Source organism: Spirosoma daeguense (genome assembly GCF_054776875.1).
In genome coordinates, this window is sequence record NZ_BAAHBF010000003.1 from 960,693 (window position 1) to 983,946 (window position 23,254).

The 23,254-nt window shown below is 46.6% G+C and carries 20 protein-coding genes; 7 read left to right on the forward strand and 13 right to left on the reverse strand.

What is annotated here, in order from left to right; genetic code table 11:
* Positions 1-28: 28 nt before the first annotated feature.
* The 3 genes from ACYVD4_RS12835 to ACYVD4_RS12845 all read right to left on the reverse strand — a co-directional run bounded on the left by ACYVD4_RS12835 (position 29) and on the right by ACYVD4_RS12845 (position 3,172).
* Complete coding sequence (locus ACYVD4_RS12835; RefSeq protein ID WP_460946132.1) at positions 29-1,078, reverse strand: efflux RND transporter periplasmic adaptor subunit; 1,050 nt, start codon at positions 1,076-1,078, stop codon at positions 29-31.
* Between the two features lie 71 nt (positions 1,079-1,149).
* Positions 1,150-2,466, reverse strand: coding sequence for a TolC family protein (locus tag ACYVD4_RS12840; protein WP_460946134.1), 1,317 nt, complete (start codon positions 2,464-2,466; stop codon positions 1,150-1,152).
* 79 nt (positions 2,467-2,545) lie between these two features.
* Positions 2,546-3,172: a TetR/AcrR family transcriptional regulator gene (locus ACYVD4_RS12845; RefSeq protein ID WP_460946136.1), complete on the reverse strand. Its 627-nt coding sequence runs from the start codon at positions 3,170-3,172 to the stop codon at positions 2,546-2,548.
* 362 nt (positions 3,173-3,534) lie between these two features.
* On the opposite strand from ACYVD4_RS12845, the gene ACYVD4_RS12850 reads away from it, so the two are divergent.
* The 5 genes from ACYVD4_RS12850 to ACYVD4_RS12870 all read left to right on the forward strand — a co-directional run bounded on the left by ACYVD4_RS12850 (position 3,535) and on the right by ACYVD4_RS12870 (position 9,770).
* Positions 3,535-4,218 (forward strand): RNA polymerase sigma-70 factor, encoded by a 684-nt coding sequence (locus ACYVD4_RS12850; RefSeq protein ID WP_460946138.1) that lies wholly within the window; start codon positions 3,535-3,537, stop codon positions 4,216-4,218.
* The gene (locus tag ACYVD4_RS12855) at positions 4,219-5,274 is read left to right on the forward strand and encodes a FecR family protein (protein WP_460946140.1); all 1,056 of its coding nucleotides are present in this window, start codon (positions 4,219-4,221) and stop codon (positions 5,272-5,274) included.
* A 57-nt stretch (positions 5,275-5,331) separates the two neighbouring features.
* Positions 5,332-7,173, forward strand: a complete 1,842-nt coding sequence (locus tag ACYVD4_RS12860) for an STN domain-containing protein (RefSeq protein ID WP_460946142.1) — start codon at positions 5,332-5,334, stop codon at positions 7,171-7,173.
* A 101-nt stretch (positions 7,174-7,274) separates the two neighbouring features.
* A complete protein-coding gene (locus tag ACYVD4_RS12865) occupies positions 7,275-7,994 on the forward strand; it encodes a head GIN domain-containing protein (protein WP_460946144.1) in 720 nt (239 codons plus the stop codon).
* A 144-nt stretch (positions 7,995-8,138) separates the two neighbouring features.
* Entirely contained in the window at positions 8,139-9,770 is a 1,632-nt protein-coding gene (locus tag ACYVD4_RS12870) for an ABC-F family ATP-binding cassette domain-containing protein (protein ID WP_460946146.1), read from the forward strand.
* Between the two features lie 189 nt (positions 9,771-9,959).
* Here ACYVD4_RS12870 and glgX read toward each other — a convergent pair whose 3' ends face one another.
* From glgX to ACYVD4_RS12895, 5 genes are all read right to left on the reverse strand, one after another.
* A complete protein-coding gene (gene glgX, locus ACYVD4_RS12875) occupies positions 9,960-12,089 on the reverse strand; it encodes a glycogen debranching protein GlgX (RefSeq protein ID WP_460946148.1) in 2,130 nt (709 codons plus the stop codon).
* A gap of 170 nt (positions 12,090-12,259) precedes the next feature.
* A complete protein-coding gene (locus ACYVD4_RS12880) occupies positions 12,260-12,715 on the reverse strand; it encodes a ferritin-like domain-containing protein (RefSeq protein ID WP_460946150.1) in 456 nt (151 codons plus the stop codon).
* 148 nt (positions 12,716-12,863) lie between these two features.
* The gene (locus ACYVD4_RS12885; protein WP_460946152.1) at positions 12,864-13,211 is read right to left on the reverse strand and encodes a DUF3140 domain-containing protein; all 348 of its coding nucleotides are present in this window, start codon (positions 13,209-13,211) and stop codon (positions 12,864-12,866) included.
* A gap of 7 nt (positions 13,212-13,218) precedes the next feature.
* Positions 13,219-13,431 (reverse strand): hypervirulence associated TUDOR domain-containing protein, encoded by a 213-nt coding sequence (locus ACYVD4_RS12890; RefSeq protein WP_460946154.1) that lies wholly within the window; start codon positions 13,429-13,431, stop codon positions 13,219-13,221.
* A 72-nt stretch (positions 13,432-13,503) separates the two neighbouring features.
* The gene (locus tag ACYVD4_RS12895) at positions 13,504-14,214 is read right to left on the reverse strand and encodes an OmpA family protein (RefSeq protein ID WP_460946156.1); all 711 of its coding nucleotides are present in this window, start codon (positions 14,212-14,214) and stop codon (positions 13,504-13,506) included.
* A gap of 438 nt (positions 14,215-14,652) precedes the next feature.
* Between ACYVD4_RS12895 and ACYVD4_RS12900 the strand changes: the two genes are divergently transcribed.
* Entirely contained in the window at positions 14,653-15,846 is a 1,194-nt protein-coding gene (locus tag ACYVD4_RS12900; protein WP_460946158.1) for a lipase family protein, read from the forward strand.
* 68 nt (positions 15,847-15,914) lie between these two features.
* Here the strand turns inward: ACYVD4_RS12900 and ACYVD4_RS12905 are convergent, their stop codons facing one another.
* From ACYVD4_RS12905 to ACYVD4_RS12915, 3 genes are all read right to left on the reverse strand, one after another.
* On the reverse strand, positions 15,915-17,027 hold the full coding sequence (locus tag ACYVD4_RS12905; RefSeq protein ID WP_460946160.1) for a hypothetical protein: 1,113 nt from the start codon (positions 17,025-17,027) through the stop codon (positions 15,915-15,917).
* A gap of 107 nt (positions 17,028-17,134) precedes the next feature.
* Positions 17,135-17,809 carry a response regulator transcription factor gene (locus tag ACYVD4_RS12910; RefSeq protein ID WP_460946162.1) on the reverse strand — a complete coding sequence of 225 codons (675 nt, stop codon included), beginning with the start codon at positions 17,807-17,809 and terminating at the stop codon, positions 17,135-17,137.
* The gene (locus ACYVD4_RS12915; RefSeq protein WP_460946164.1) at positions 17,806-19,167 is read right to left on the reverse strand and encodes a sensor histidine kinase; all 1,362 of its coding nucleotides are present in this window, start codon (positions 19,165-19,167) and stop codon (positions 17,806-17,808) included. Before ACYVD4_RS12915 ends, ACYVD4_RS12910 begins: the two co-directional genes overlap by 4 nt.
* Before the next feature lie 222 nt (positions 19,168-19,389).
* Here ACYVD4_RS12915 and ACYVD4_RS12920 point away from each other — a divergent pair, with 222 nt between their 5' ends.
* Positions 19,390-19,782, forward strand: a complete 393-nt coding sequence (locus ACYVD4_RS12920) for a DUF1573 domain-containing protein (RefSeq protein WP_460946166.1) — start codon at positions 19,390-19,392, stop codon at positions 19,780-19,782.
* A 76-nt stretch (positions 19,783-19,858) separates the two neighbouring features.
* Here ACYVD4_RS12920 and ACYVD4_RS12925 read toward each other — a convergent pair whose 3' ends face one another.
* On the reverse strand, positions 19,859-20,236 hold the full coding sequence (locus tag ACYVD4_RS12925; RefSeq protein WP_460946168.1) for a retropepsin-like aspartic protease: 378 nt from the start codon (positions 20,234-20,236) through the stop codon (positions 19,859-19,861).
* A 44-nt stretch (positions 20,237-20,280) separates the two neighbouring features.
* Positions 20,281-23,235 (reverse strand): S9 family peptidase, encoded by a 2,955-nt coding sequence (locus ACYVD4_RS12930; RefSeq protein ID WP_460946170.1) that lies wholly within the window; start codon positions 23,233-23,235, stop codon positions 20,281-20,283.
* Between the last annotated feature and the right edge of the window lie 19 nt (positions 23,236-23,254).

A 23,254-nucleotide genomic window follows, 5' to 3' on the forward strand; every position in this document is an offset into this window, starting at 1 on the left:
ACGGCGGCCCGGTCTTTCGCTCTTTAACTTATTGCGCCATTACGGCTGTGCCATTTTGCAGGTTGATTTGTCCGCTCGTAACCACACGGTCGCCCGTGTTCAAGCCTTTCGTGATCTCGTAGTAATCGTTGGTGGTTGCGCCAATCGCTACCGATTTCAACACAGCTTTTCCGTTTTCCACTACGTATACCTGTGGCTGTTTTTCTGAACCGACAATGGCCTGACGAGGAATCGCCAGCGTTTGGCCTTTTAGGTTGTTCGTGTTGGCGATGGTACCATACATACCGGCACGTAGCATATTTTTACCTGAGTTCTGCACCGTGATTTCGACGGGATAGTTATGCGCGGCATTACCTTCGGCACCGATTAATGTAACGCGACCCGAGAATTGTGTTTGGGGATACACTTCCGTGCTAACCGAGATATTCTGGCCCATGTGGAACTGGTTAATGGCTTTTTCAGGAACATCGACAACAAGTTTCAGCGACGAAATATCCGTCACTTTGGCGAGCGGTGAACCAGCCGATACAACTGATCCTTTTTCAACCATTTTCTGAGTCACGATACCCGAAAACGGAGCTGAAACGGTTGTTTGGGCGATTTGCTTTTGAAGCTGTTTGATCTGGGCCTGTGTGGAGCGAATGCTTAACTGGGTACGTTCCAGATTAACGGCAGGCGTAGCGTCGCCTTTTACCAGATTCTCATAACGTTTCAGATCGTTCTGATAACCTTCCAGTGTTACCTGTGCGGCTTCAACCTGATAACGTAGTTGTTCATCATCAATTTTGGCAATCAGTTTGCCGGTACCAACGTACTGACCTTCTTCGATTGGCAACGACGTAATCTGACCGCTGGCCATCGGACGGACTTCAATTTCCCGGTTCGGTGAGAATGAACCCAGAAACGATGACTCCTGCGACATGCTACGTAGTTCCGCTACAGCGGTCCGAACACCGACTTTCTGATCGGGATTGGGTTTGTAAACTTTTGCCTCAACTTCTTTTTTATTGCTGATGAGGGTCCAGGCGGTAAGACCCAGCGTGCCAACTAAGGCGAGCAATATGACGATTCGTTTCATAACTTTTGACAGAATAGAATTGCGGTTGTATTGTGTAGTGCTACGTGGTTGGTAGCGAACAACAGGTTGAGTTATCGATTGATCAGGCTGCCGGTTGCTTTTTTCCAGTTCAGTTCGGCAGTCCGTAAGTTGACAAGGGTAGTGAGGTAATTATTCTGCGCTTCACGTTGCGCGTTTTCGGCCTGAACAACTTCGGTTATATCGACCGTGCCTTCCTTAAACTGAAGCTGCGTTTGGGTGTATACTTTTTCGGCTAGTTGAACCTGACTGCGGGTAGTGGATAAGTTCTGCTGTTCGACCAGAAATTTATTGCGTGAATTCGCTACGTCCATCGAAATCGATTCGCGAACCTGTCTAAGTTGAACGTCTAATTTTTGATCATCAATCCGGTTTTGGCTCAATTTGGCCTTACGGGCTAATCCGTCGAAAATGCTCCAGTTTAGTTGTAAACCAAGCCAATAGCCGGGAATGTTCTTGATGTATGAGTCATTGCCGCCAATGGCATATACCGAGCTATTGGCTACACCGTAAGCCGAAACCGTCGGTACAAAACCAGCCTTGATGTTACGTAGCTGAAGTTCATTGATGGCACGTTGTTGCTCCACCAGTTGCAGATCGGTGCGGTTGATTGTGTATTCGTTGCTTGGCGCAACCGGAACTGTTTCTACGATAGCGGTAGGAACCGACAGTGAATCCGTTTGGGCGGTTCCCGTCAGGAATTTAAGTGCATTCAGCAACTGATTATACGTAGCCTGAAGCGACTCGATTTGCGTTTGGGAAGAGGTTTGGCTAAGCTGTAACCGGTCAACATCGATGCCTTGAGCCAGTTGATTTTGCCGGCGTAAATCGGTTATGCGAATCAGCCGTTCGGTAGCAGATAGGTTATTACGTAGGAAGGCAATTTGCTGAGCTGTGGTCTGGAGATTGTAATACGTTGCCGATACGTCATACGCTACGTCCTCTTTGGTTTTCTGCGTTTGCAGCGCCGAAAGATCGCGACTGGCTTTGGCAGCTTTGGTAGCAATCATCAACGACTGATTGAATAACTGCTGGTTGGCCTGAAGACTCGTCGATAAATTATAGGGCAAGCCAAAAGCAAGGGCGGTATAGGTGCCTTCAGGGCCTCCGAATGCCGATGCAGGAACTACCTGTCCCGGAATTTTTATATATCGTTTGTAGTCGCCAGCCAGATTGACTTGAGGACGAGCGTTGGCTTTTACTTCGGCAATCTGAGCCTCTGTTTTCATCTCGTCCAACTTGGCTGATTGAACATTGAAATTGTTGGTAAGTGCTTTACTTATCAACTGTTCCAGTGTTTGGTCCTGTGCCTTAACTACTGGACTAGCCAATAATAGTGCGGCAGAAAGGTACCAGTGAGCATTTTTCATTATTTCTGGAAATAGTTGTTTTAAATGGTTGTACTAATCAAAAATTTTAAATATTTGTTTAAAATAGGGACAAAAAAATTTAGGTCACCTTTTCGTGCTCGTACAGATAGGTCAAAACCAGTTCTTTAACCAGTTCTTTGTGTGCATTGGCGAATGTATCGAAGCCTGTTTCATCTACCTGCCACATTTTCATATGCATTGATTTGCCAATAAACAGAAACTGGATGTTGCAGAATATCAAGGGCATCAGATGCATAGCGGTGATCGGGCGCACAGCACCACGATCTATTTCCTGCTGAAGCTGGGTTTCAAATTGAGACTGATGAATTTTTTTTACCACCTCAATGCTACTAGCCATCCGGTTAGGATTGCGATGAATTTCGTTCATCACGAAAATGGCCAGACTAGGATTTTTCTTCAGAAGCTCGAAATCATGATCGATCAATTCCGAAATTTTCTCCCGAAAGCCGATGGGCTTGTTCATGATCTCAGCAATTCCGGTAAAGAATAACTGAAACATTTCTTCGAAAATGCTCATGAACAACTTCTCCTTACTGCGGAAATAGTAGTTTGTCAACGCAATGTTGATACCTGCCGCATCGGCTATATCGCGTGACGTAGCACCATCGAACCCCTTCTCCAGAAAGACCCGTTTTGCGGCTTCCCGGATTTTCTCTTCAGTCGATTTGAAAGGGGTACAATTCATGTTGGTTTTCATTGAACGCTCAAAAGTATGTTGTCCTACTTTAACAGACAAAACAATTGAATAGTTTTTTTAAACAAATGTTTAAATTCTATAAAAAGTACAATTTTATGTTTGTGACGTAATGGAAGAAGTAGATTATGATACTTTATATGAGTCTATTTACCACCCCCAACCAGAACGCTGGCCCGGCCCCTCCTGATTCAGGAGGGGCCGGGCCAGCGTTCTGGTTGGGGGTGGTAAACCTCTGCCTAAATAGTCTATATCACCAATCTAAACACCACGTTAAAAATAATTTCTCCACAGCGTAGGGGTAAAGCCTTGCTGAATTGTCCTGTTGATAAGCAAGCGGATGTTCAGCGAAAATGATAGCTTTGCAACTTCCTACCATTTACTCTACTCAACTCGTGCCTCCAACCGAGCATGACGTCATTGACGCTATCCGGGCGGGTAGCGAACGCGACTTTGAAGCTGTATTTCGGCAGCACTATGCGTCGTTGTGCCGCTATGCCCGGCAGCTTTTGGCAGACCCCGACGATGCCGAAGAAGAAGTGCAGGCCATGTTTCTGGCACTTTGGGAAAAACGTAGCGGACTGATTATTACCGTTTCGCTAAAGTCGTACCTGTTCAGAGCCGTACACAACCGTTGCCTTAATCGAATTAAACATGCATCTGTTCGAAACGAGCATCGCGAATATGTGCAGTATGCCGGGGAAACGGTGGCCGATTCACCCGCACAGGCCGTGATAAGCGATGAACTGTCCGATCAATTACAGAGGGCAATTCAGAAACTGCCGGAGCAATGTCGGTTGGCGTTTACCTTAAGCCGATTCGAAGAATTGAAGTATGGCGAAATTGCTGATAGACTGGGGATTTCCATTAAAACAGTTGAAAATCAGATTGGTAAAGCATTACGTATCTTACGTACTGAATTGAGCGACTATTTGCCGGTTATACTACTAATGAATAATGTAGAATGGATAATGGACAATGTAACCAAGTTACTTCCACTATTCTTCATTATTCATTTTATATCATTCATTAACTAAATGGCCGAACAAAAACCCATAGACGATGCCTTGCTGGGCAAGTTTCTGGCGGGCGAAACCGACCCGGCCGAATCGGCTAGGGTGCGGCAATGGCTTATTAGTCAGAATGCTGGTTTACAGGAGCCAACACACGACGATTTCGCCAAATTTGAACAGATCTGGCAAGCATCCCGACCTGACACGAAGCCTGTAGATACCGATGCTGCCTGGAAAAAAGTACAGCGAAAAATGCACAGTGGGGGAGAAGAAATGACTGATTCTCCATCAGTTGTAAAACCTTTGCCTATAACGACTGTTCAACAGATACCGGACTGGCGTCGAAACATAATGCGAATTGCCGCTGTGCTGGTTCTTCTACTAAGTTTAGGCTGGATGGCGTACCGGATTCAGTTTATGAGTCAGCGATACGCAGCCGAGAAAGTAATGACACTGGTTGCCGCCGACCAGAAAATCAGTAAAACCTTACCCGATGGAACAACAATTGTACTAAATCGTCACTCTACGTTACGTTACCCAACCAGCTTTACCGACGACGTGCGCGAGGTCACGTTAACCGGCGAGGCTTTCTTCGACGTAGCGCCCGATGTTGAACACCCGTTTCGGATTCAGGCACAATCGACGGTGGTGCAGGTTTTGGGAACTTCATTTAACGTGCGAGCCTATGATGCCAATGTGAACGTAGCGGTCAGGACAGGCAAAGTACGTTTTTCGAGTCCTAAAAAAGCGGTTTTGCTGACGCCCAACCAGCAGGCAACTTTCGACGCTAAAGCCGATACGTTACGTCGGGTTGCACCAGTGACGCCCAATACGTTTGCCTACAAAACAGGGCAACTCGTGTTTACGAATGAGCCACTTCGCGACGTAGTGCAGACGATCAATGCTTTCTATAAAGCTGATGTTCGATTGGCTAATGCTCGTTTGGGAAATTGCCTGCTGAACACCCGTTTCGATAATATGCCGCTGAATGAGGTGGTTAACGTAACGGCTGAAACGCTCACATTACGAGTTCGTTACGTGGGGAAACAAATTATTTTAGAGGGCGACGGGTGCCAGTAAATAGGGGGAACGTAGCAGATGACTGTCTACTATAAAAACCATCTGCTAATGACATTCATGCGCTACTTCATTTTAGTTCTTTCGCTTTTCCTGAGTACTACGTTGCTGGCCCAATCGGTACCTCCGCTCGACCGGGTTATTTCGGTCGACATCCGTAATGAAAAACTGGAGAGTGCTCTTCGCCAGATCAGCCAGGCTGGTCGTTTTGAGTTTTCGTATAATCCGGCCCGTATTGATGGTAATACGTCGGTGACGTTGCGGTTGGTAAACTCACCTGTTCGGGAAGTGTTGAACCGGATTTTCCAGAATAAAGTCGTGTTCAAATCACGGGGGAATCACATCATTCTGGTACGTGCCGATATTCCTGACGAAGCGCCAAAAAACTTCATGCTAGATGGCTACATTCTCGATGAACAAACCGGCCAACGTATTGCTCAGGTTAGTATTTTCGAGAAAAATACACTGGCTTCTACTGTCAGCAACCCCTTCGGTTATTATCGTCTTCGGCTGCCGACCAACCAGTCCTCAATACGTCTGGATGTGCGGAAACAGGATTATTTAGGCGAAACGGTCATTATTCGGTCGCGGTTAACCCATTCGGTGAGTATTCGAATGAAACCACAGCCAATGCCACTGTCGATTGTAGAGCCATTGCCGGTTCGGGTAACAGAAGATACGATCCGAAGCGTAGAATCGTCGCTGGCCACAGTGCCCGTTGAATTACCGACACCCGTGGGCGATACCATTACCCAACCGACTGAATCGATTGTTGACCGGGGTATGGCTGGCGTTACCAAACTGTTCGTATCAGCACAGCAGGCAGTTCACGACATAAACCTGAGTCGGGATACGCTTTACCGCGATTGGCAAGTGTCGTTTCTACCAACCATCGGCACCAATCTCCGGCTGAGCGGACGTATCAGCAATCGATATTCATTAAATGCGCTGATTGGTTATTCGTTCGGTACCCGCGCTTTCGAACTCGGCGGATTGATGAATATTGTTCGAACGAACGTAACAGGTTTTCAGGCGGCTGGGCTTGCTAACGTAGTGGGGGGAAGAGTTGATGGCGTACAGCTCGGCGGATTGTTTAACCACGTTAATCAATCGGTTCAGGGTGTTCAGGTTGGCGGGTTGCTTAACACAGTTGGCGATTCGGTCAATGGCGTTCAGATGGGCGGATTGGTAAATTTTGTTCGTGATGAAGTGGTGGGAACACAAATTGCGGGTTTGGTGAACGTAGCAGCAAAGTCCGTTAAAGGTGTTCAATTGGCTGGACTGGTGAATTATACGCATCAGGACGTAGCGGGTTGGCAAATTGCTGGTATTCTGAACCGCGCCCGAACTGTTACCAAAGGCAGCCAGATTGGCCTGATCAACGTAGCAGATTCGTTAAGTGCCGTGCCGATTGGCTTGATTAGCTACGTTCGGAAAGGTGGATTTTTTCGGGTAGAAGTCGGTACTGACGAACTGAATCTGCTCAACGTATCCGTACGTAGTGGCGTCCGGCGGTTTTACAATATTCTAACCGCAGGCTACAGCTTCGAACGCGAAGGCAGCCCACGCATGACGGCGGGTTATGGACTTGGCACGGCCTTTTCCTTATCGCCAAGAACCATGCTGGGTCTGGAAGCAACGTATCATCACCTGTTTTACTTCGACCGACCATCTGAAGAGTGGAATAGTCAATTACGATTCAGTCCGATCATCGAAACCAAACTCACGCAACACGTAGCACTGACGTTTGGGCCATCGGTCAACTGGTATTTCTCTACCGACGATTATACGCGGCCAACGCTTCGGCCTGCAATTCCTATCATGTCGGCACGTAACGACGTATTCGGGAACCGTTATTGGGGCTGGTTTGGCTTCCATGTCGGATTGCGTTACGGTAAATAAGAAAAAAAGTTTCTGACGGCGTAGGGGGGAACCAACAATGGGTTGTCATTGGTGTAAATAGCGTAGTACGTACTACGCCCAACCATAAACAACACATACACATGACACACACAAACGCTTTTTTTCGGAGCCTGATTGCTTTATTTCTCTTGCTTTCAGTTGCTGGATGTTCGCTTGAACGTGAAGATGTTGGTCCTTATCAGGCCGACGACCAAACGTATTCGTTCTCCAATTTTGACCGACTCGAAATGGGAAGCGCCTTTAAGGTTACCGTGCAGCAGGGCGCTACCTTCAGCATTTCTGCCGAAGGTGACCGACGCAATCTGGACGATCTGGATGTTTACGTGCGGAATGGAACGCTTCATGCCGAGTACCGTAATTCTCGAAACCGGAAATACCAGACCAATTTCGCGATTACTATGCCGACGCTACGTGGAGTTGATTTTTCGGGAGCCGTCCGCTCAACCGTAACCGGATTTACAGGGCTGAATAATCTGGACGTAAAATTTTCCGGTGCTTCGGAAGGGACATTTACTGTTCAGGCAACTCAATTGACTATGGATTTGTCGGGTGCTTCCTCGCTACGTGCATCGGGCAGTGGAAAAAACATAGCGGCTGAATTATCGGGAGCTTCGGTTTATAACGGATTTGGCTACCCAACCAGCAACGGTACCATTAATGTAAGCGGAGCCAGCAAAGCGCATGTCAACGTAACAGATAATCTAGTGATCGATGCCAGTGGCGCGAGTAAAGTTCGGTATATGGGCTCACCATCACTACGTCAGAACACAAGCGGAGCCAGCACCGTCGAGCGGGAGTAATTTCTTTATCGTAAAAGCACAGGGGCTTGTAGCGATGTCTCTGTGCTCTTTGCGGTTAGAAACACCTTACCGTTCTTTTTCAGGGTAGCCTTTCCCGCCAAAATTTCGTATCTTTGTGGTTCATTCTGAACGAAAAAGCAACGTATGGTATCGGTTCAAAACGTCTCTCTCCGTTATGGTAAACGGGTTCTTTTTGATGACGTTAATATAAAATTTACTCCCGGCAACTGTTACGGCGTCATTGGCGCGAACGGAGCGGGTAAATCAACATTTCTAAAAATTTTATCGGGCGAAATCGAAGCGCAAACGGGTAGTGTGACTATGTCTCCCGGTGAGCGGATGTCGGTACTGAACCAGAATCAGTCGGCCTACGACGAATTTCCTGTATTACAGACTGTTATTATAGGTAATAAACGGTTGTATGACATCTCTCAGGAAAAAGAAGAGTTATACGCAAAGACTGATTTTACCGATGCCGATGGCGAACGTGCGGCTGAACTGGAAGCTGAGTTTGCTGAAATGAACGGCTGGGATGCCGAGTCTGATGCGGCTACGTTGCTCTCAGGTTTGGGTATCAAAGAAAGCATGCACTACGCACAGATGGCTGATCTGAACGGTTCAGAGAAAGTACGGGTGCTGCTGGCGCAGGCATTGTTCGGTAACCCAGACGTACTGCTGCTTGACGAGCCAACCAATAACCTCGACGTTGAATCGAGTATATGGCTCGAAAACTTCCTGGCCAATTTCGATAATACAGTGATTGTGGTATCACACGACCGCCACTTCCTCGATCAGGTTTGTACGCAGATTGTCGATATCGATTTCAGTAAAGTGAAATTGTTTGCCGGTAACTACACCTTCTGGTATGAGTCGAGCCAACTGGCACTGAAACAACGGCAGGATCAGAACAAGAAAACGGAAGATAAACGGAAAGAACTGGAAGAGTTCATTCGCCGTTTTTCGGCCAATGCGTCGAAGTCGAAGCAGGCTACCAGCCGCGCTAAATTGCTCGAAAAACTCACGATTGATGATATTCAGCCATCATCGCGTAAATATCCGTACGTCAATTTCAAACCCGAACGTGAGCCCGGCGATCAGATTCTGACGGTTGAAAATCTGACGTATACATCGGAAGATGGTACGAAACTGTTTGAAAACCTATCGTTTACGGTAAATCGGAAAGATAAAATTTTCCTGTATAGCCGCGACGGACTGGCGGTTTCGGCACTGATGGATATTCTGGCGGGCGAACGGAAAGCTGATTCCGGTACGTTCAAATGGGGCATCACGATTACGATGTCGTATTTCCCAACGGACGCCGAAAAAGATAAATTCTTTAAGGCCGACCTGAGTCTGGTTGACTGGCTACGTCAATATTCGGTAGAAAAAGACGAAAGCTTTATCCGTGGTTTCCTGGGCCGGATGCTTTTCTCGGGCGAAGAATCGCTCAAAAAAGCGACTGTGTTGAGTGGGGGAGAGAAAGTACGTTGTATGCTTTCGAAAATGATGTTGTCGGGGGCAAACGTATTGTTGCTCGATGAGCCAACCAACCACCTTGACCTCGAATCGATTGAATCGCTCAACAACGGTCTGATCGATTTCAAAGGTCCGATTCTGTTTACGTCACATGACCACCAGTTCGTGCAGACTATTGCCAATCGGATTATCGAAATCACCCCGGCTGGTATTATCGATAAACTCATGACCTACGATGAGTTTATTTCCGATGATCGGGTAAAAGCGCAGCGTGAAGGCTTATACGAAGCTGTGGCGTAATCGAGTTCTAGTTAAGCCGGAAATTGATTAATATGATGATGAAATTTGTGCTACGTAGTGGTGTCGGATTTGAGAACCCGACACCACTACGTAGCACAATCAAAAAGGGTAGCCAAAACTGATTCTGGCTACCCTTTTTGATTGTGCTACGTATTTACACGGCAGACAGAATGTCCGCGTTACGTTTGGTTATGTTAACCGGAGTAACATTGATGATCGTGCTGCTACGTTGATGGTTTTTCCTCCCTGTGTTGCCGATGAATCGGGGTTAACCTGACCGCTGGCTGTGTCGACGAGTACCTCCCAGCTTGATTTTTTTCGCCCGATTTTGGGTAATAGAAATGGAATATCTTCCCAATACGCGTTCAGAATCCAGAGCAACTGTTCGTCGCCAACATCCTGACCATCTTCCGTTTGCTCGGTTACCCGAAGTCCGTCGATGAACAGAGCCAGACAATGCGTGTGTGGATTCTGTAAATCATGTTCCGTCATTTCTCCTCCATCGGGAAGTAAATAAGCTACCTGCTCACTACCAAAGAATCGACGACGGCTAAGCAACGGAATCTCCTGACGTAATGCGGTTAGCTGACTGGTAAACTCGAACAGTGCTTGTTCACGCTCGCTCCATTGCCAGTTCATCCAACTGATTTCGCTGTCCTGATTATAGCCGTTGTTGTTTCCGCCTTGGGTTCTGCCGTATTCGTCACCCATCACAATCATCGGCGTTCCCTGGCTGAGAAGTAAAGTGGTCAGGAAGTTTCGTTTCTGACGTTCGCGCAGGTCAATAATAGCCGGATCGTCGGTTGGACCTTCGGCTCCGCAGTTCCAGCTTATGTTATCGTTCGAACCGTCACGATTGTCTTCACCGTTGGCTTCGTTATGCTTTTCGTTATAACTCACTAAGTCGTTGAGTGTAAACCCATCGTGAGCCGTAATGAGGTTAATGCTATTGGCTGGCGAACGACCATCGTTTGCATAAAGATCGGGGCTGCCCAATAGACGTAGTGCCGTTTCAGCAGCTTTGCCTTCTTCGCTCTTCCAGAATGAACGTAGCGTGTCGCGGTATTTGCCGTTCCACTCCGACCAGCCTACTGGGAAACCACCAACGTGATAAGACTGAATGTCCCAAGGTTCGGCAATAAGTTTTACCTGCTGCAGAATCGGGTCTTGTAAAATAGTGTCGAGGAAAGAAGATACTCGGCCAACTTCTTCATCGGTACGTATCAACGCCGATGCCAGATCGAAGCGGAAACCATCGACGTGCATATCGGTAACCCAGTAACGAAGGCTGTCCATAACTACCTGTAATACACGCGGATGGCTCAGGTTGAACGTATTTCCCGTTCCGGTATAATCCATGTAATATTCTGGATTATCGCCAACCTGATGATAATAAATCCGGTTATCGATACCCTTGAACGAAAGCAGTGGACCGAGTTGATTTCCCTCGGCGGTATGGTTATACACTACGTCGAGAATAACCTCAATGCCTGCCTTATGCAGGTTTTTGACCATCTGTTTGAACTCCACAACCTGCTCACCGTTCATGCCCGATGAAGAGTAGGTATTTTGTGGTGCAAAAAAGCCGATGCTGTTATAACCCCAATAACTTTCGTCGGTAAACTGATGAACGGGCAATAACTCAATAGCTGTAATGCCTAGTTTTTTGAGATAGTCGATTCCTTCTTGTGTACCGATACCAGCGTAAGTGCCTCGGATTTTCTTATCGATGGTCGTGTGTAGATGCGAAAAACCTTTCACATGCATCTCGTAAATGACCGAGCGATGAAGCGGTGTATTCGGTGCTACGTCATCTTCCCAGTCAAACTCAGTATCGATAACCACACTTTTAGGCATCGACGGCCCACTGTCTTCCTGGCTCATTTCCGGAAATTCGTTGGTGCCGTTTTCATTCGTTACAGGCTTCGTATGGTCATAAGCGAGCCACGCATCATTGTGATTTACGGGGGCGTTGATGGCGCGGGCGTAAGGGTCGAGCAAGAGTTTATTGGGATTGAAAAACTGCCCGCCTTTTGGATCGTATGGCCCATCGACACGGTAACCGTATAATTGGCCCGGCTGAAGGCCTTCAAGATAGATGTGCCAAATGAAATCAGTACGTTCCTCAATTGGAAATTGGGCTATTTGCTGGCTCGGATCGTTGGAGTCGAAAAGGCATAACGTAACGGCGGTAGCATTTTCGCTAAATAATGCGAAGTTGACACCTTCGCCGTCATACGTAGCACCCCGAGGGTAGGGCTTGCCTTGTTTGGTTTGAATGGATTGCGATGAAAGTGTTGAGTTAGATACTTTAGTCATTGTATATTGGTTTGCGACCATTTCGTGGTCGAATACGTTTTAGTCAAATTAGCCAGTTTGTCGGCCAAGTCTTATTTATAAAAGCAGAATTTGTAGTGTATTGTTTTGGATTGATGATGCACAAAAAAGCCTGCCCCCACTGGAGACAGGCTTTCCAATCCCACCATTCACTACACTACCAAGGCCAGACGGCCCATTGTCGAGTTGGCCGTATCAATGCTTTGTTTATGCCGAAGTAAGAGCTCGCGGGTGCTAGCGGTGAGGTCTGTTTCCTGAAGCACACGGTTGTACGTATTCATTGCTTCTTTGTCGCCCCGATGACACTCCTGCACGGTTGCTTTATCATCGTCGCTGGTAAATGCTGTTTTTATCGAAATCCAGGCCCGATGCAGATCAGCAGCAATGCTGGTATGCTCATCGGGTTCGCCACCCAGCGCACGTATCTCTCCTTCTAATTCCTGTGCAAACTCGTTTCGGTGACCCGATTGCGCCAGAAATAAACTTTTTAGCTCACTATCCTTAACGCTCTCTGCTGCTTTAGCATAACCTTCTGTGGCATCTCGGTTAATAATGAGCAGACTATTTAGCTGATCAAGAATTTCAGTTCGTGTTTCTTTAACATCCATAACGTTTAACCTTAGTAATTAGGAACAATCTGGATAACCAAAATTGTTTTCGTTTTTATTGAGTAAATCAGAAAGTTGTTGTTGAGTAAATCAGAAAGCTGCCTGAAAAAGACTAATTGATAGGTCGTCAAACTTTTGTAAGGCGATTTTATTTTTCGGGATCGTGTCCCCAATTTTTCAGTGAGTAAGTCCAGTTCGAATCTGCAACGTGTTCTGGTCTTTGCGCGCTGTGCCGCTTCACGTAGCCAATTACCCGGTTCATGTGCTCATAATCATCGTCAGTTAGCTCTCTCACATTCTTTTTAAGAATCGTAATAATGTGTCTACCCGACTGATGACCAATAGATTCACGTTCTCCATCCTTGCGCTGCCCCACCGATTTTGACTCTTCGGTTTTGAGCCATCTTTCCAGTTGAGTCACCGACATATTCACCAGTGTCGTAAACTCATCGCGGATCGCCTTTTTTTCTTTGCCATCAAGTACTGCCGTTTCCATATTGCTGTCATTTTTTCGTGACTTCACTGGCTGACTTTATAATCTTCTTATCATTCTGTTTGAGCACAAGGGCCGGTTCCTCATCAGTTCCTTTCCGTTTCACCGTAGCTCCCTGTACTTTTCGTGAAATGGTTTTGTGATGTATTTCAGCTACGTTTCCTTCTCCTTTTCCTCGTCCGTAGTTCCACTGAACCGTATCGCCTTTTTTTATCTTATCCATTTCTACAATCAATTACGAATGAACGTTAATCAACCTGCGAAACGTATTTGCTACGTTTCGCAGGTTGACAAATTAGTCTCCAAGCTTGCCATCTTTGGCATCGCGTTTCATTTTATCGTTTGCGAAAATGGCGATATCAACCCGGCGGTTTTTACGGCGACCAGCCTCGGTTGCATTGTCAGCAACAGGTTGTAATTCACCAAAACCTTTTTCCGCAATCCGGGATGTTTTTATGCCCTGTCCTTCTAAAAATGCAGCGACAGAATTAGCTCTATTTTTTGAAAGAGTCATGTTAAGATCTTCTGATCCAGTAGCATCAGCGTGACCTTCAATACGGATTTCGGTATCTTTTTCTTTATTGAGCGTCGAGGCAAAGCTGGTTAACTGCTGTTTTGTCTCCGGCTTCAGCGCATAGGAATTTACATCAAACAGGATATCAGAACCTAATGTAACTTTGATACCTTCACCGACGCGTTCTACCTCAGCGTTGGGCATTTGACGACGCATTTCTTCTGCGCGTTTATCCATCCGGCGGCCAATAACGGCTCCTGCAGCACCACCAACAGTTGCACCAATAATAGCACCCATAGCAGTTTTACCTTTCGATTTGCCTAGCATACCGCCAACAACGGCTCCACCACTGGCTCCCACTATAGCTCCTTTCTGGGTTTTATTTAATTTGCTGTTTTTTTCCTGCGCAGAGACGTCATAATTTGTAAGAAGACCTACCGACAGCATGACTGCCATTGTCTTCGTTCCGACTGATTTCCACGTACTTTTCATTGTTTTGTGAGTGTTTGGTAATACCCCATTAAGTCCAAACCTTATACCAGAATAGCATAATTTAAAAAAAGAGAGGTATCGCTTGTATGGTAATTGTTTGATAAACAGTGGTTTGATGTTTTTTGAGTTTATTTGGTGGGAAGTGCCATTCAGACGTAGTGGAAGCAATTTTATAGGGTAAGCGGGAAATCGAATCCCTAATCTGTGGAATAGACTCCACAAAGCAAGTAGACTTTTCTTGTTACGTATAGATATACCGTTTCGATTAGATTGGTATAAAATGTGTGTAGACTACAGATTGCGTATAGAAATTATTAGATTTTAGAGTAAGTGTCTATAAGTCAGAATATTTTGAGAGTTTAATAAGCCATTTGCAACTAAACGAAAAAGGCCTGTTTAACGTTAGTACTATACCTGTTTTATAGATAATCCCTCTACATGTTGACTCTTAAATCAAGCATTCTTCTGTTTTTTATTGGTGTTACGTTGCTTGTTACGCCAACAGGTTGCCAGACATCAGCTAAGAGTGAGACTATTGAGCCTGTTCGTACATTGGTCAATAGTACACTCATTGGCGAATACACAACCGCCCAACTGAAATCCCGGTTTACAGGCGCTTATGCTGCTTTGCAGATTTTTGTCCGGTATGGTGTAAAAGCGTATCGGCTGGAATACACCACGACCAACAATGATGGTAAACCTATTAAGGCGTCGGGAGCCATTATTGTGCCTAACATCACGACACCAGCGGCAATGATTTCGATGCAGCACGGCACGATTCAGAGCGATAATGATGCACCATCTAACTTTTTAAGCGGGAGCGAAGCATACTCATATGGGTCTGTGTTTGCCTCGCAAGGTTATATTATTGTTGCACCAGACTACATCGGTTATGGTGCATCGAAAGATATACCACATACCTATATTCAGCAGAAAGGACTGGCCACGGCATCACTCGATATGCTACGTGCCGCCCGCAACTTTCTGGACGACAAAAACTTGAATTGGGATAAACGACTCTATATTACTGGTTATTCGGAAGGCGGTTATGCTACGTTGGCACTACAAAAGAAAATTGAAGAAGAAACGGGCAGTGAGTTTAATCTGGTAGCGTCGAGCTGTGGCGCTGGCCCGTATGACCAGACGGCGTTTGTGAGCCAGATTCTGAATCAGCCCACTACCAACGTAGCGTATATTAACCAGCTTTACATTTGGGTATTGCTCACTTATGACCGCATGTACGGTTTAAACCGACCCATGAGCGCTTACTTCAAAGAGCCATACGCATCGCAGGTTGCATCGTCAGGAAAAGATGCCCGAATCAGTGTAAGTCTGAATCAGGCATTTACCGACGCATTTAAGAAAGGAATCAATGACGGAACGGATAAAGAATTTCTGGCGGCCATAAAGGATAACGACATTCACGACTGGAAGCCCCGTACGCCAACCCAGCTCTATCACGGCGATGCTGATGAGATTGTTGCCTATATGAACTCGAAAAATACGTACGATGCCATGATCAAGCGGGGTGCTACGCGAGTTGAGCTTAAAACAATGAAAGGGGCAACCCATGCTACCGGCATTCTGGAATACGTTACTGGTACGTACGCTTTTTTCGGAGCAGTCCAATAGTATTTTCCTCTGCTAAACCAAAAAGCCCGAAAGCGAACAACTTTCGGGCTTTTTGGTTTAGCAGATTCCTAATTAAGGCTAAGAATCGTGTAAGCAGCCTGATTCATTTGTCGGGTTTTACCATTTACCGTTGTGCGAACGCGGTCGTCGTCATTGATAAGCAGGAGCCGATTCCCGTCTAAAGGTGTTACATCTTCAGCTTTATGACCGGGTGTGTGTATAGGTTGCCCCTGCGTGTTACGTATGAGTGTAAATGGTCGACCTGAGTATAAGTCAGCAGGCGAAATAGTCCACAAATAAGCATCGAGCTGGCCGTTAGATTCGAGAGAAGTCAGCATCCAGAAACAATTTCGCTGCCCGTCATATTCAAGACTCGATAAGGCAAGTGGTTTGGGCAACGTAGAATCAGCTTGTGCAATGTCAAAATCGTTGATGATTTTCCAGTCATTTTCCAGTCTGATACGTTCGATATCACCAGATTTCTCAATACGGTACGATACGCTGATGATCTTTGCCCGATATGTAAAGCTTTCGTATGATTTCCCTTCTTCCCGAATGCCAAATAGCAACTGTCGGTCGGTAGCAGCCAGTCCTTCAATTTTGAAATAAGGCATTGCATTTGGAAATTCGCTGGTTGCCAGTAACGTAGCAATACGTTGCCGATAAGCAATCGATGTACGGCTGGAATCTTCAGGAGCTAATACGTGTGGATGCTGTTCATCGCCCGTGCGCCAGTAGAGAATCGTATTATAACCATCCCAATCATGACTGCCGGGTTTCACCCGATCAAAAGCGGTGGTCAGGAAAACATAACGACGGTCAGGTGTTTGCGCAAAATCTTCGTATTTCCGGGCCGCCGAAAAGACGGGAGAAATCAGCATGGTAGGTAGTTGACTCGTATCGGCCAAAGTTTGGGGCGTTTTCATAAACACCGGACTCTGGCCCGTAGGCATGTCTTTGTCGTTGGCGAAAAATAGATTTTTACCATCGAACAAAACAGCGGAGGCTTCACACCATACTGGTTGTCCGTTCAACGATGTGCCTGTGGCAAAGCAATTTAAAAAACCTTCTTCGGTAACACTGGCTGTAGTGGGTTTGGCGCTGGTTGGTAGTTTGGCGGTTTTACAGCCGAAAAAAAATAGCGCGATAACGAACGTAATGGCAGGTAATCGAAATGTCATGGAGTTGCAGATTTCAAGGTCAATTGCGTGCTGTTCGATTCTGGAAACGGCTAACTACGTAGCGTTCTATTGCGAATCGGAGCAATACAGACCGCAAAATTCGTTGATTAGATTCGTAAAATGAATCCTACACCATGCACATTTTCTATACGGATGTCGGGCTGGTCAACGAGCCGTTTACGAAGACGGGAAATAAACACATCCAGACTACGTCCCATAAAATAATCATCATCTCCCCAAACGGCACGTAGCAATTCGTCACGACGAATAAGCGTATTGGGTCGTTCGAGCAGATAGGCCAGTACGTCGGCTTCGCGATGAGTTAGCAGTTGAGTGTGGTTATTTACCCGAAGCGTCAGGTTCTGCCGATCGAGCAGAGGAATTATATGCGATTGTTTATTAATAACCGCTGGCGTTGTACGGCGAAGGAAAACGTTGATTTTCAGGATAAGTTCTTCAATACTGAATGGTTTCGTCAGATAATCGTCGGCACCCAGACGTAGCCCCTGAAGACGGTCGTCTTTGTTAGCCAGAGCACTTAAAAACAGAATCGGCACCTGCGTATCGACAGACCGAATCTGTCGGGCCAACGTAAAACCGTCGCTTTGGGGTAACATCACATCTAGCAGACACACATCAAAACGCCCACCTTGAAACGCCGTCCAGGCATCAAAACCGTTGGTGCAGTGTGTAACAGTAAACGGCACATTTTCGAGCGTATCGCGAATGACAAAGCCCAGATTAACATCGTCTTCAACGAAAAGAATGTGGGCTGGGGTCATGAGCGAAAGAGCGAAAGAGCGGACAAAAGAGCGAAAGAAGGAAAGAGCGAATGAGTGAAAGTTGACCGAAGGCTGGCAACAGTACGCTCTTTCACACTTTCGCTCTTTCTCTCATTAGTACTGCTACGTATTTCAAACGTACTGCCTTGTCCAATGGCACTGGTGAGCTTGAGTTGCCATCCGTGCGCCCGAATCACCTGCCGAACGTAGTATAGCCCTAAACCGAATCCTTTTACGGTATGTGCATGGCCCGACGATACGCGGAAAAATTGTTGGAAAACAGCTTTTTGATGCTCAGGAGCAATGCCGATTCCATTGTCACGTACTGACCAGATTAGCTGACCGTTTTCGTTACGTGTGTGGAGTGTTACGCAAGGATTCTGCGAACAGTATTTCAGACCATTATCGATTAAATTATTGAGTACTGTTTCGAGGTGGTAACGGTCGGCCTGAATGCGGGCAGTTGTTGCCATAAGATCGAGCTGTACCGATTGCCCGAACGTAGCAGCTACCAGCGTCATCAGTTCGTGCAAGTCGACATCTGTCAGGTCGAGTTCAAAACCGGTACGTTCGGATTTGGCGAGTTGTAATACGTTGCTCACCTGTTTCTGCAACCGTCGACTTTCTTCCTGAAGAACCCGAACGTATTGTTTCAATCGTTCAGGCTGTTGAATAATTCCATCCGATTGAAGCACATCGGCAGCCACCCGTATGGTCGAAACGGGAGTTTGAAGTTCATGGGTAATGTTGTTAATAAAATCGCGTTGAACCTCGGTTAGCCGACGCTGTTTCAGAACAACGCTAAGCGTATAGCCAAAGAAAATCACAACCAGTAATACAGCAATTGTAGACCAGAGTAAACCGCTTAACTGGCCCGTAACGAACGCTGCCTGATTCGGGAATCGGATGCCAAAATAGTACGTATAGCGCGGGAATTTGGGTAAATTTTTTCTGGGCTGAACACTTGTTTTAGCTAAGGAAGAATGGCTTGTACTCACATAGGCTCCATAAACCATGCGGTCGGTTTCGCAATTGTAGATGCCATATTCATAATCGGTAATGAGGTTATGCGCTTCCAGTGATTTCTGGATAAATGACTCCAGCGCAGCCGGATTAATTGGGGCATCTGTATTAACGATAAAGTAGTCGGCCGAAAGTTGAGTGACAGCATAATTGTTCAACGTACACTGATTCAGATGGGCCACTTCGCTGGCTACGTCCTGTAGGGCAATGAAAGCCGACTGCCGGAACTGCCGCTCACGTAGCGCATAGGCGTTACGTACCCAGACCGCCTGTACAGCCAGAATTCCCACGATAGACAGGACCGATAAAGCAACTAATACGCGCAGACGTATCATTTTAATTTTGAATGATAGAATGATTGAATGCCAGAATAAGTATATCATTCTATCATTCAAAATAGAATATCAAAAGTAGCTTTTCGGGGGGCATACGCAAATCGTTAACAACTCATTAACAAACGTTAGGAGGTGCTTAACAAAGCCATACTGATTACGAAAGTACGTTTGCATTGTCGTTCGGGTGAACGATAGCATAAACCTTACCAAATCAACACATTTATGAAACGGATTTTATTCTTCGGCTCACTGGTTGTACTAGCTATTTCAATGGCAATGACTGTTCCGACTGCTCTTTTCAACTGGCGTAATGCGACGCACGATTTCGGGCGTATTCCTCAGGGCAAACCCGTAACAGTTGAATTTGCTTTCACCAACAAAGGAGAAATGCCACTGATTATCAATCGGGCACAGGGTTCCTGTGGTTGCACAGGCGTCGATTACCCGAAAGGAGCTGTATTACCCGGACAGGCTGGTACAATTAAAGCAACCTATAATGCGGCAGCCATGGGGGCTTTCAATAAAACCGTTACGGTTGAGTCAAATGCTGAAGGCGGTTCTGTCGTTCTGCATTTCAAAGGTGAAGTAGTAAAAGATGCTGCCGCTGCACAGTAAACAATACAAAAAAGAATCGCCACGAGCGCAAACTAACTGCGTACTCGTGGCGATTCGTATAAACGCAACGTTACTTTTAGATCAGTTGCATCTTGGCTACTTTAGGATCTACATGAACCGTATCGTGCTCAAAATCGAGTTTTATACGCCATTTCTGCATAGTAGCAGCGCCAATTATAGCTTCTTCACTCAAACCCGGTACAACCAAAAATTCATCAGATAGCAATACGTCGTTCAGATAAAAATCTAGTCTGACGACATGTTTTATCTCGATATAGTGGCCTTCAGCAGCAGTTGCTACGCGCCGGGTTCTTCCTAAATTAACAGGTATCTCTAAATCAGAGACGTGTTCAGGATTGATGCACGAAAGATTGGCTCCGCTGTCAAAGAGGCTGTATAGATGCTTCTCTCCCTGAGAGCCGGCGTATAGTAAGGGTTTTTTAATGATGGACATGTCGGCGTTTATTTTAACAAAGTTACAAATAAAGCAAAACCTCCTCAATATTTCATTTCACCCCGGTCTTTCTCAACGGCGCTACGTCCTTCTTTCATCCAGATAGGCATAGGCGCATCTTTCAGATAGTAATCAAAGTACTGATACAGTCTAATACTCAAATCTTTGGCATTGTGGCGTTGGGTAAGATTATGGCCTTCGCCATTGTAGACCAACATCCAGACCGGTTTGTTCAGCCGACGTAGCGCTGAGAATAACTCAATACCCTGATACCAGGGAACGGCACCATCGGCATCATTATGCGTCATCATGAGGGGCGTTTCAATTCGATTAGCGAAGAAAAGGGGCGAGTTTTCAATATAATTCATCGGTTTCTCCCATAACGTACCACCAATACGGCTCTGAGTTTTTTCATACTGAAACTGACGTACCAGACCGGTTTCCCAACGAATACCGCCGTAAGCCGACGTCATGTTAGCCACCGGAGCACCCGCTTCGGCTGCGCGGAACAGATTGGTTCGGGTAATAATATAAGCCGTCTGATAGCCGCCCCAGCTTTGTCCCTGAATACCAAGACGGTCGCGATCAACGAAACCCCGATCAAGCAAACTCAATACGCCCGGAACAATACAGTCGTACGCATTTGGTCCCGGCTGGCCCGTGTTGTAAACGATGTCTGGAATGAAGACAAGATACCCATTCGAAACACAGTACGAAATGTTGATAGTTGACCGGCTGGGTGCCGGAGCCCGGTAATCATTCAGCGTTTCGGCGTTACGTTCGTAGAAGTATGTGAGCATGGGGTACTTCTTCTTCGGGTCGAAACCTTCCGGTTTGAACAGAAGACCTTCCAGCCTGATGCCGTTTGTACCCGTCCACTTCACCAGTTCAACACTACCCCAGCGAATACTATCCTGTTGCGGATTGGTTCGGGTGAGCTGAATTGGTTTAGCCAGCGTTGTGTCGGTTTTATACAGATTGATTGGCTCTTGAAAATTGCCTTTGTAGTACGTTAATGTTCCGGCATTTTTCGCTTTGCTCAGCCCGAAATAGCGGTGGTTGCTACGTGTCAATACAACGGGTTCGGTTGCCAGAAGCCCGTTTTTACTTTTCAGAATACCTGTCGATTTATCACTCTCCCAAATACCCGTCAGAAAAATTTCCTCCTTCGGATCAATGGCTTTTTCGGCCGCCAATCTTGATGGCGATTCGTCGTCGGTAAGTTCAGCGCGTCGTAGTCGAACATTGTTCTTGCGTCCCCAGCCTGCCGTTACAGTCGTTGGTTTTTCGCGGCCTGTTGGGTCAATCTGCCAGATATCGTAGCGGTCGTAGAGCCATACGTAGCGGTCGCCCGTGGTCCAGCCCGCCGAGCCATACGAACCCGGTAAATTAGGGGTGTCATGCTCTTCATCAAAGAATTTGCTAGGCAAACCGCGAGTTAGATCAAGGCGTTTTCCATCAGCAATCGACCATGCCCGCCACAGCGAATCCCGTTCATCGAACCAGTACGCATATTTTCCGCCCGGTGATAATTTTGGTTGCGAAGCCATTACGTCATTGGCAATCCGTTTCTTTTCGCCCGTTTGCGCATCAACCAGATAAAGGTCGGTGTGGCCGGGGTCCCACGAAGCCTGAACCTGATACGGCAGGTCGCTTAATCCCAGCAAATGCCGTGTATTGGATTTGTCATCAAAGGCAACCGTCGGTACCTCACGAGTAGCTAGTGGAATTACCTTGCCCGAAGCCGGATCGTAAAGAGTGAGGAAACCGCGTTCTTTTTCTTCTTTTAATCGCTTTTGCTGCATCGGCTGCAAACGCTTGTCGGTCCAGGTCCAGATATCCATTTTCACCTTTTCCTCGTCGGGTGTCAGCGTATCTTTGGTCGGCTTGGGCGGAATGGGGGAGGTAGAAAAGTAAAGTCGTTTACTATCGTCAGAAAATTTGGGTTCGCGATATTCGTTAACCGACCATCCTTTGGGTAAAGCGGCCGTAAGCGTATCGGCGATAACGCGAAAAGGAGCTTCAGACGTAACGGTTTTTGTTCGCTTGCCTTTGGCTGGAACAGACGGAGCTAGATTTTTATAGTAGAGCGAAAAAACTTTCACGTCAGAGCCAACACTATCGGCCGAAGCCATCCAGGCCAGTTGCTGCCCTGTTTTATCGATAGCCAATCCTTTGTAGATTTTCCGTTTTGCGCTCGTATCAACAAGCATCGTCTGGCCAGTTGTGGTATTGAACAGGAACACACCGGACACAGCATTTTCGCCTGTTTTTAACGTATCGTTGGCTGATTCTTTGCTGTAAAATATGTTCTGCCCGTTGGCCGATACCACTACGTTCGATACGTAGCGGAACGTTTTTCGGGTGCCGTCGGCCATGTTGACCAAAGTTAAATCGTCACCTTTTGGTTTTTTCGATGGGCCTTTTCGGGTGGCGACGGTTGTTGTCGAAACGGGTTGGGTGGGCAGCAACGTATCACTTTTGGCCTGCGTTGCTGGGCGGGATGTAGGCTTCTCCCGATCGTCTTTACGATCCTGCAAAACGGCCAGCCATGAACCAGCCTCCTTTCCAATCGAAAATGATTTTACGTTCGGCAGTTTGATCGTTTTTCCCGTAGCCAGATTCAACGCCAGCAAACTGTCTTTCGGCATTTCATCCGATTTCTTCTTTTTTAATTTGGCCTTACGATTATCCGCAATGGGCACCTTCAGCCGCATAATCAAATACTTGCTATCAGGTGTAAACTGCGCCATATAGCCGCGCGGAAAAACATAGCGGGGAGCAGATGAGTTGTTTTCGCTGGAGGCTACTTCCAGACGTCCATCTCCTTCCTGAAGGTCAATCTGGTAAGCAATCCATCGGCCATCGTCCGAGATTTTTTCGGCTCGAACGCTTTGCCATCGGTCATAATCAGCCGCCGTAAGCGACCGTTTCTGAACCTGAGCCAGCAAGGGAGTTGAAATAAATAGAAAAGTTAGAAGTCGAATGAAGCAGGTCATGTTAGAGGAAAATTTAAGA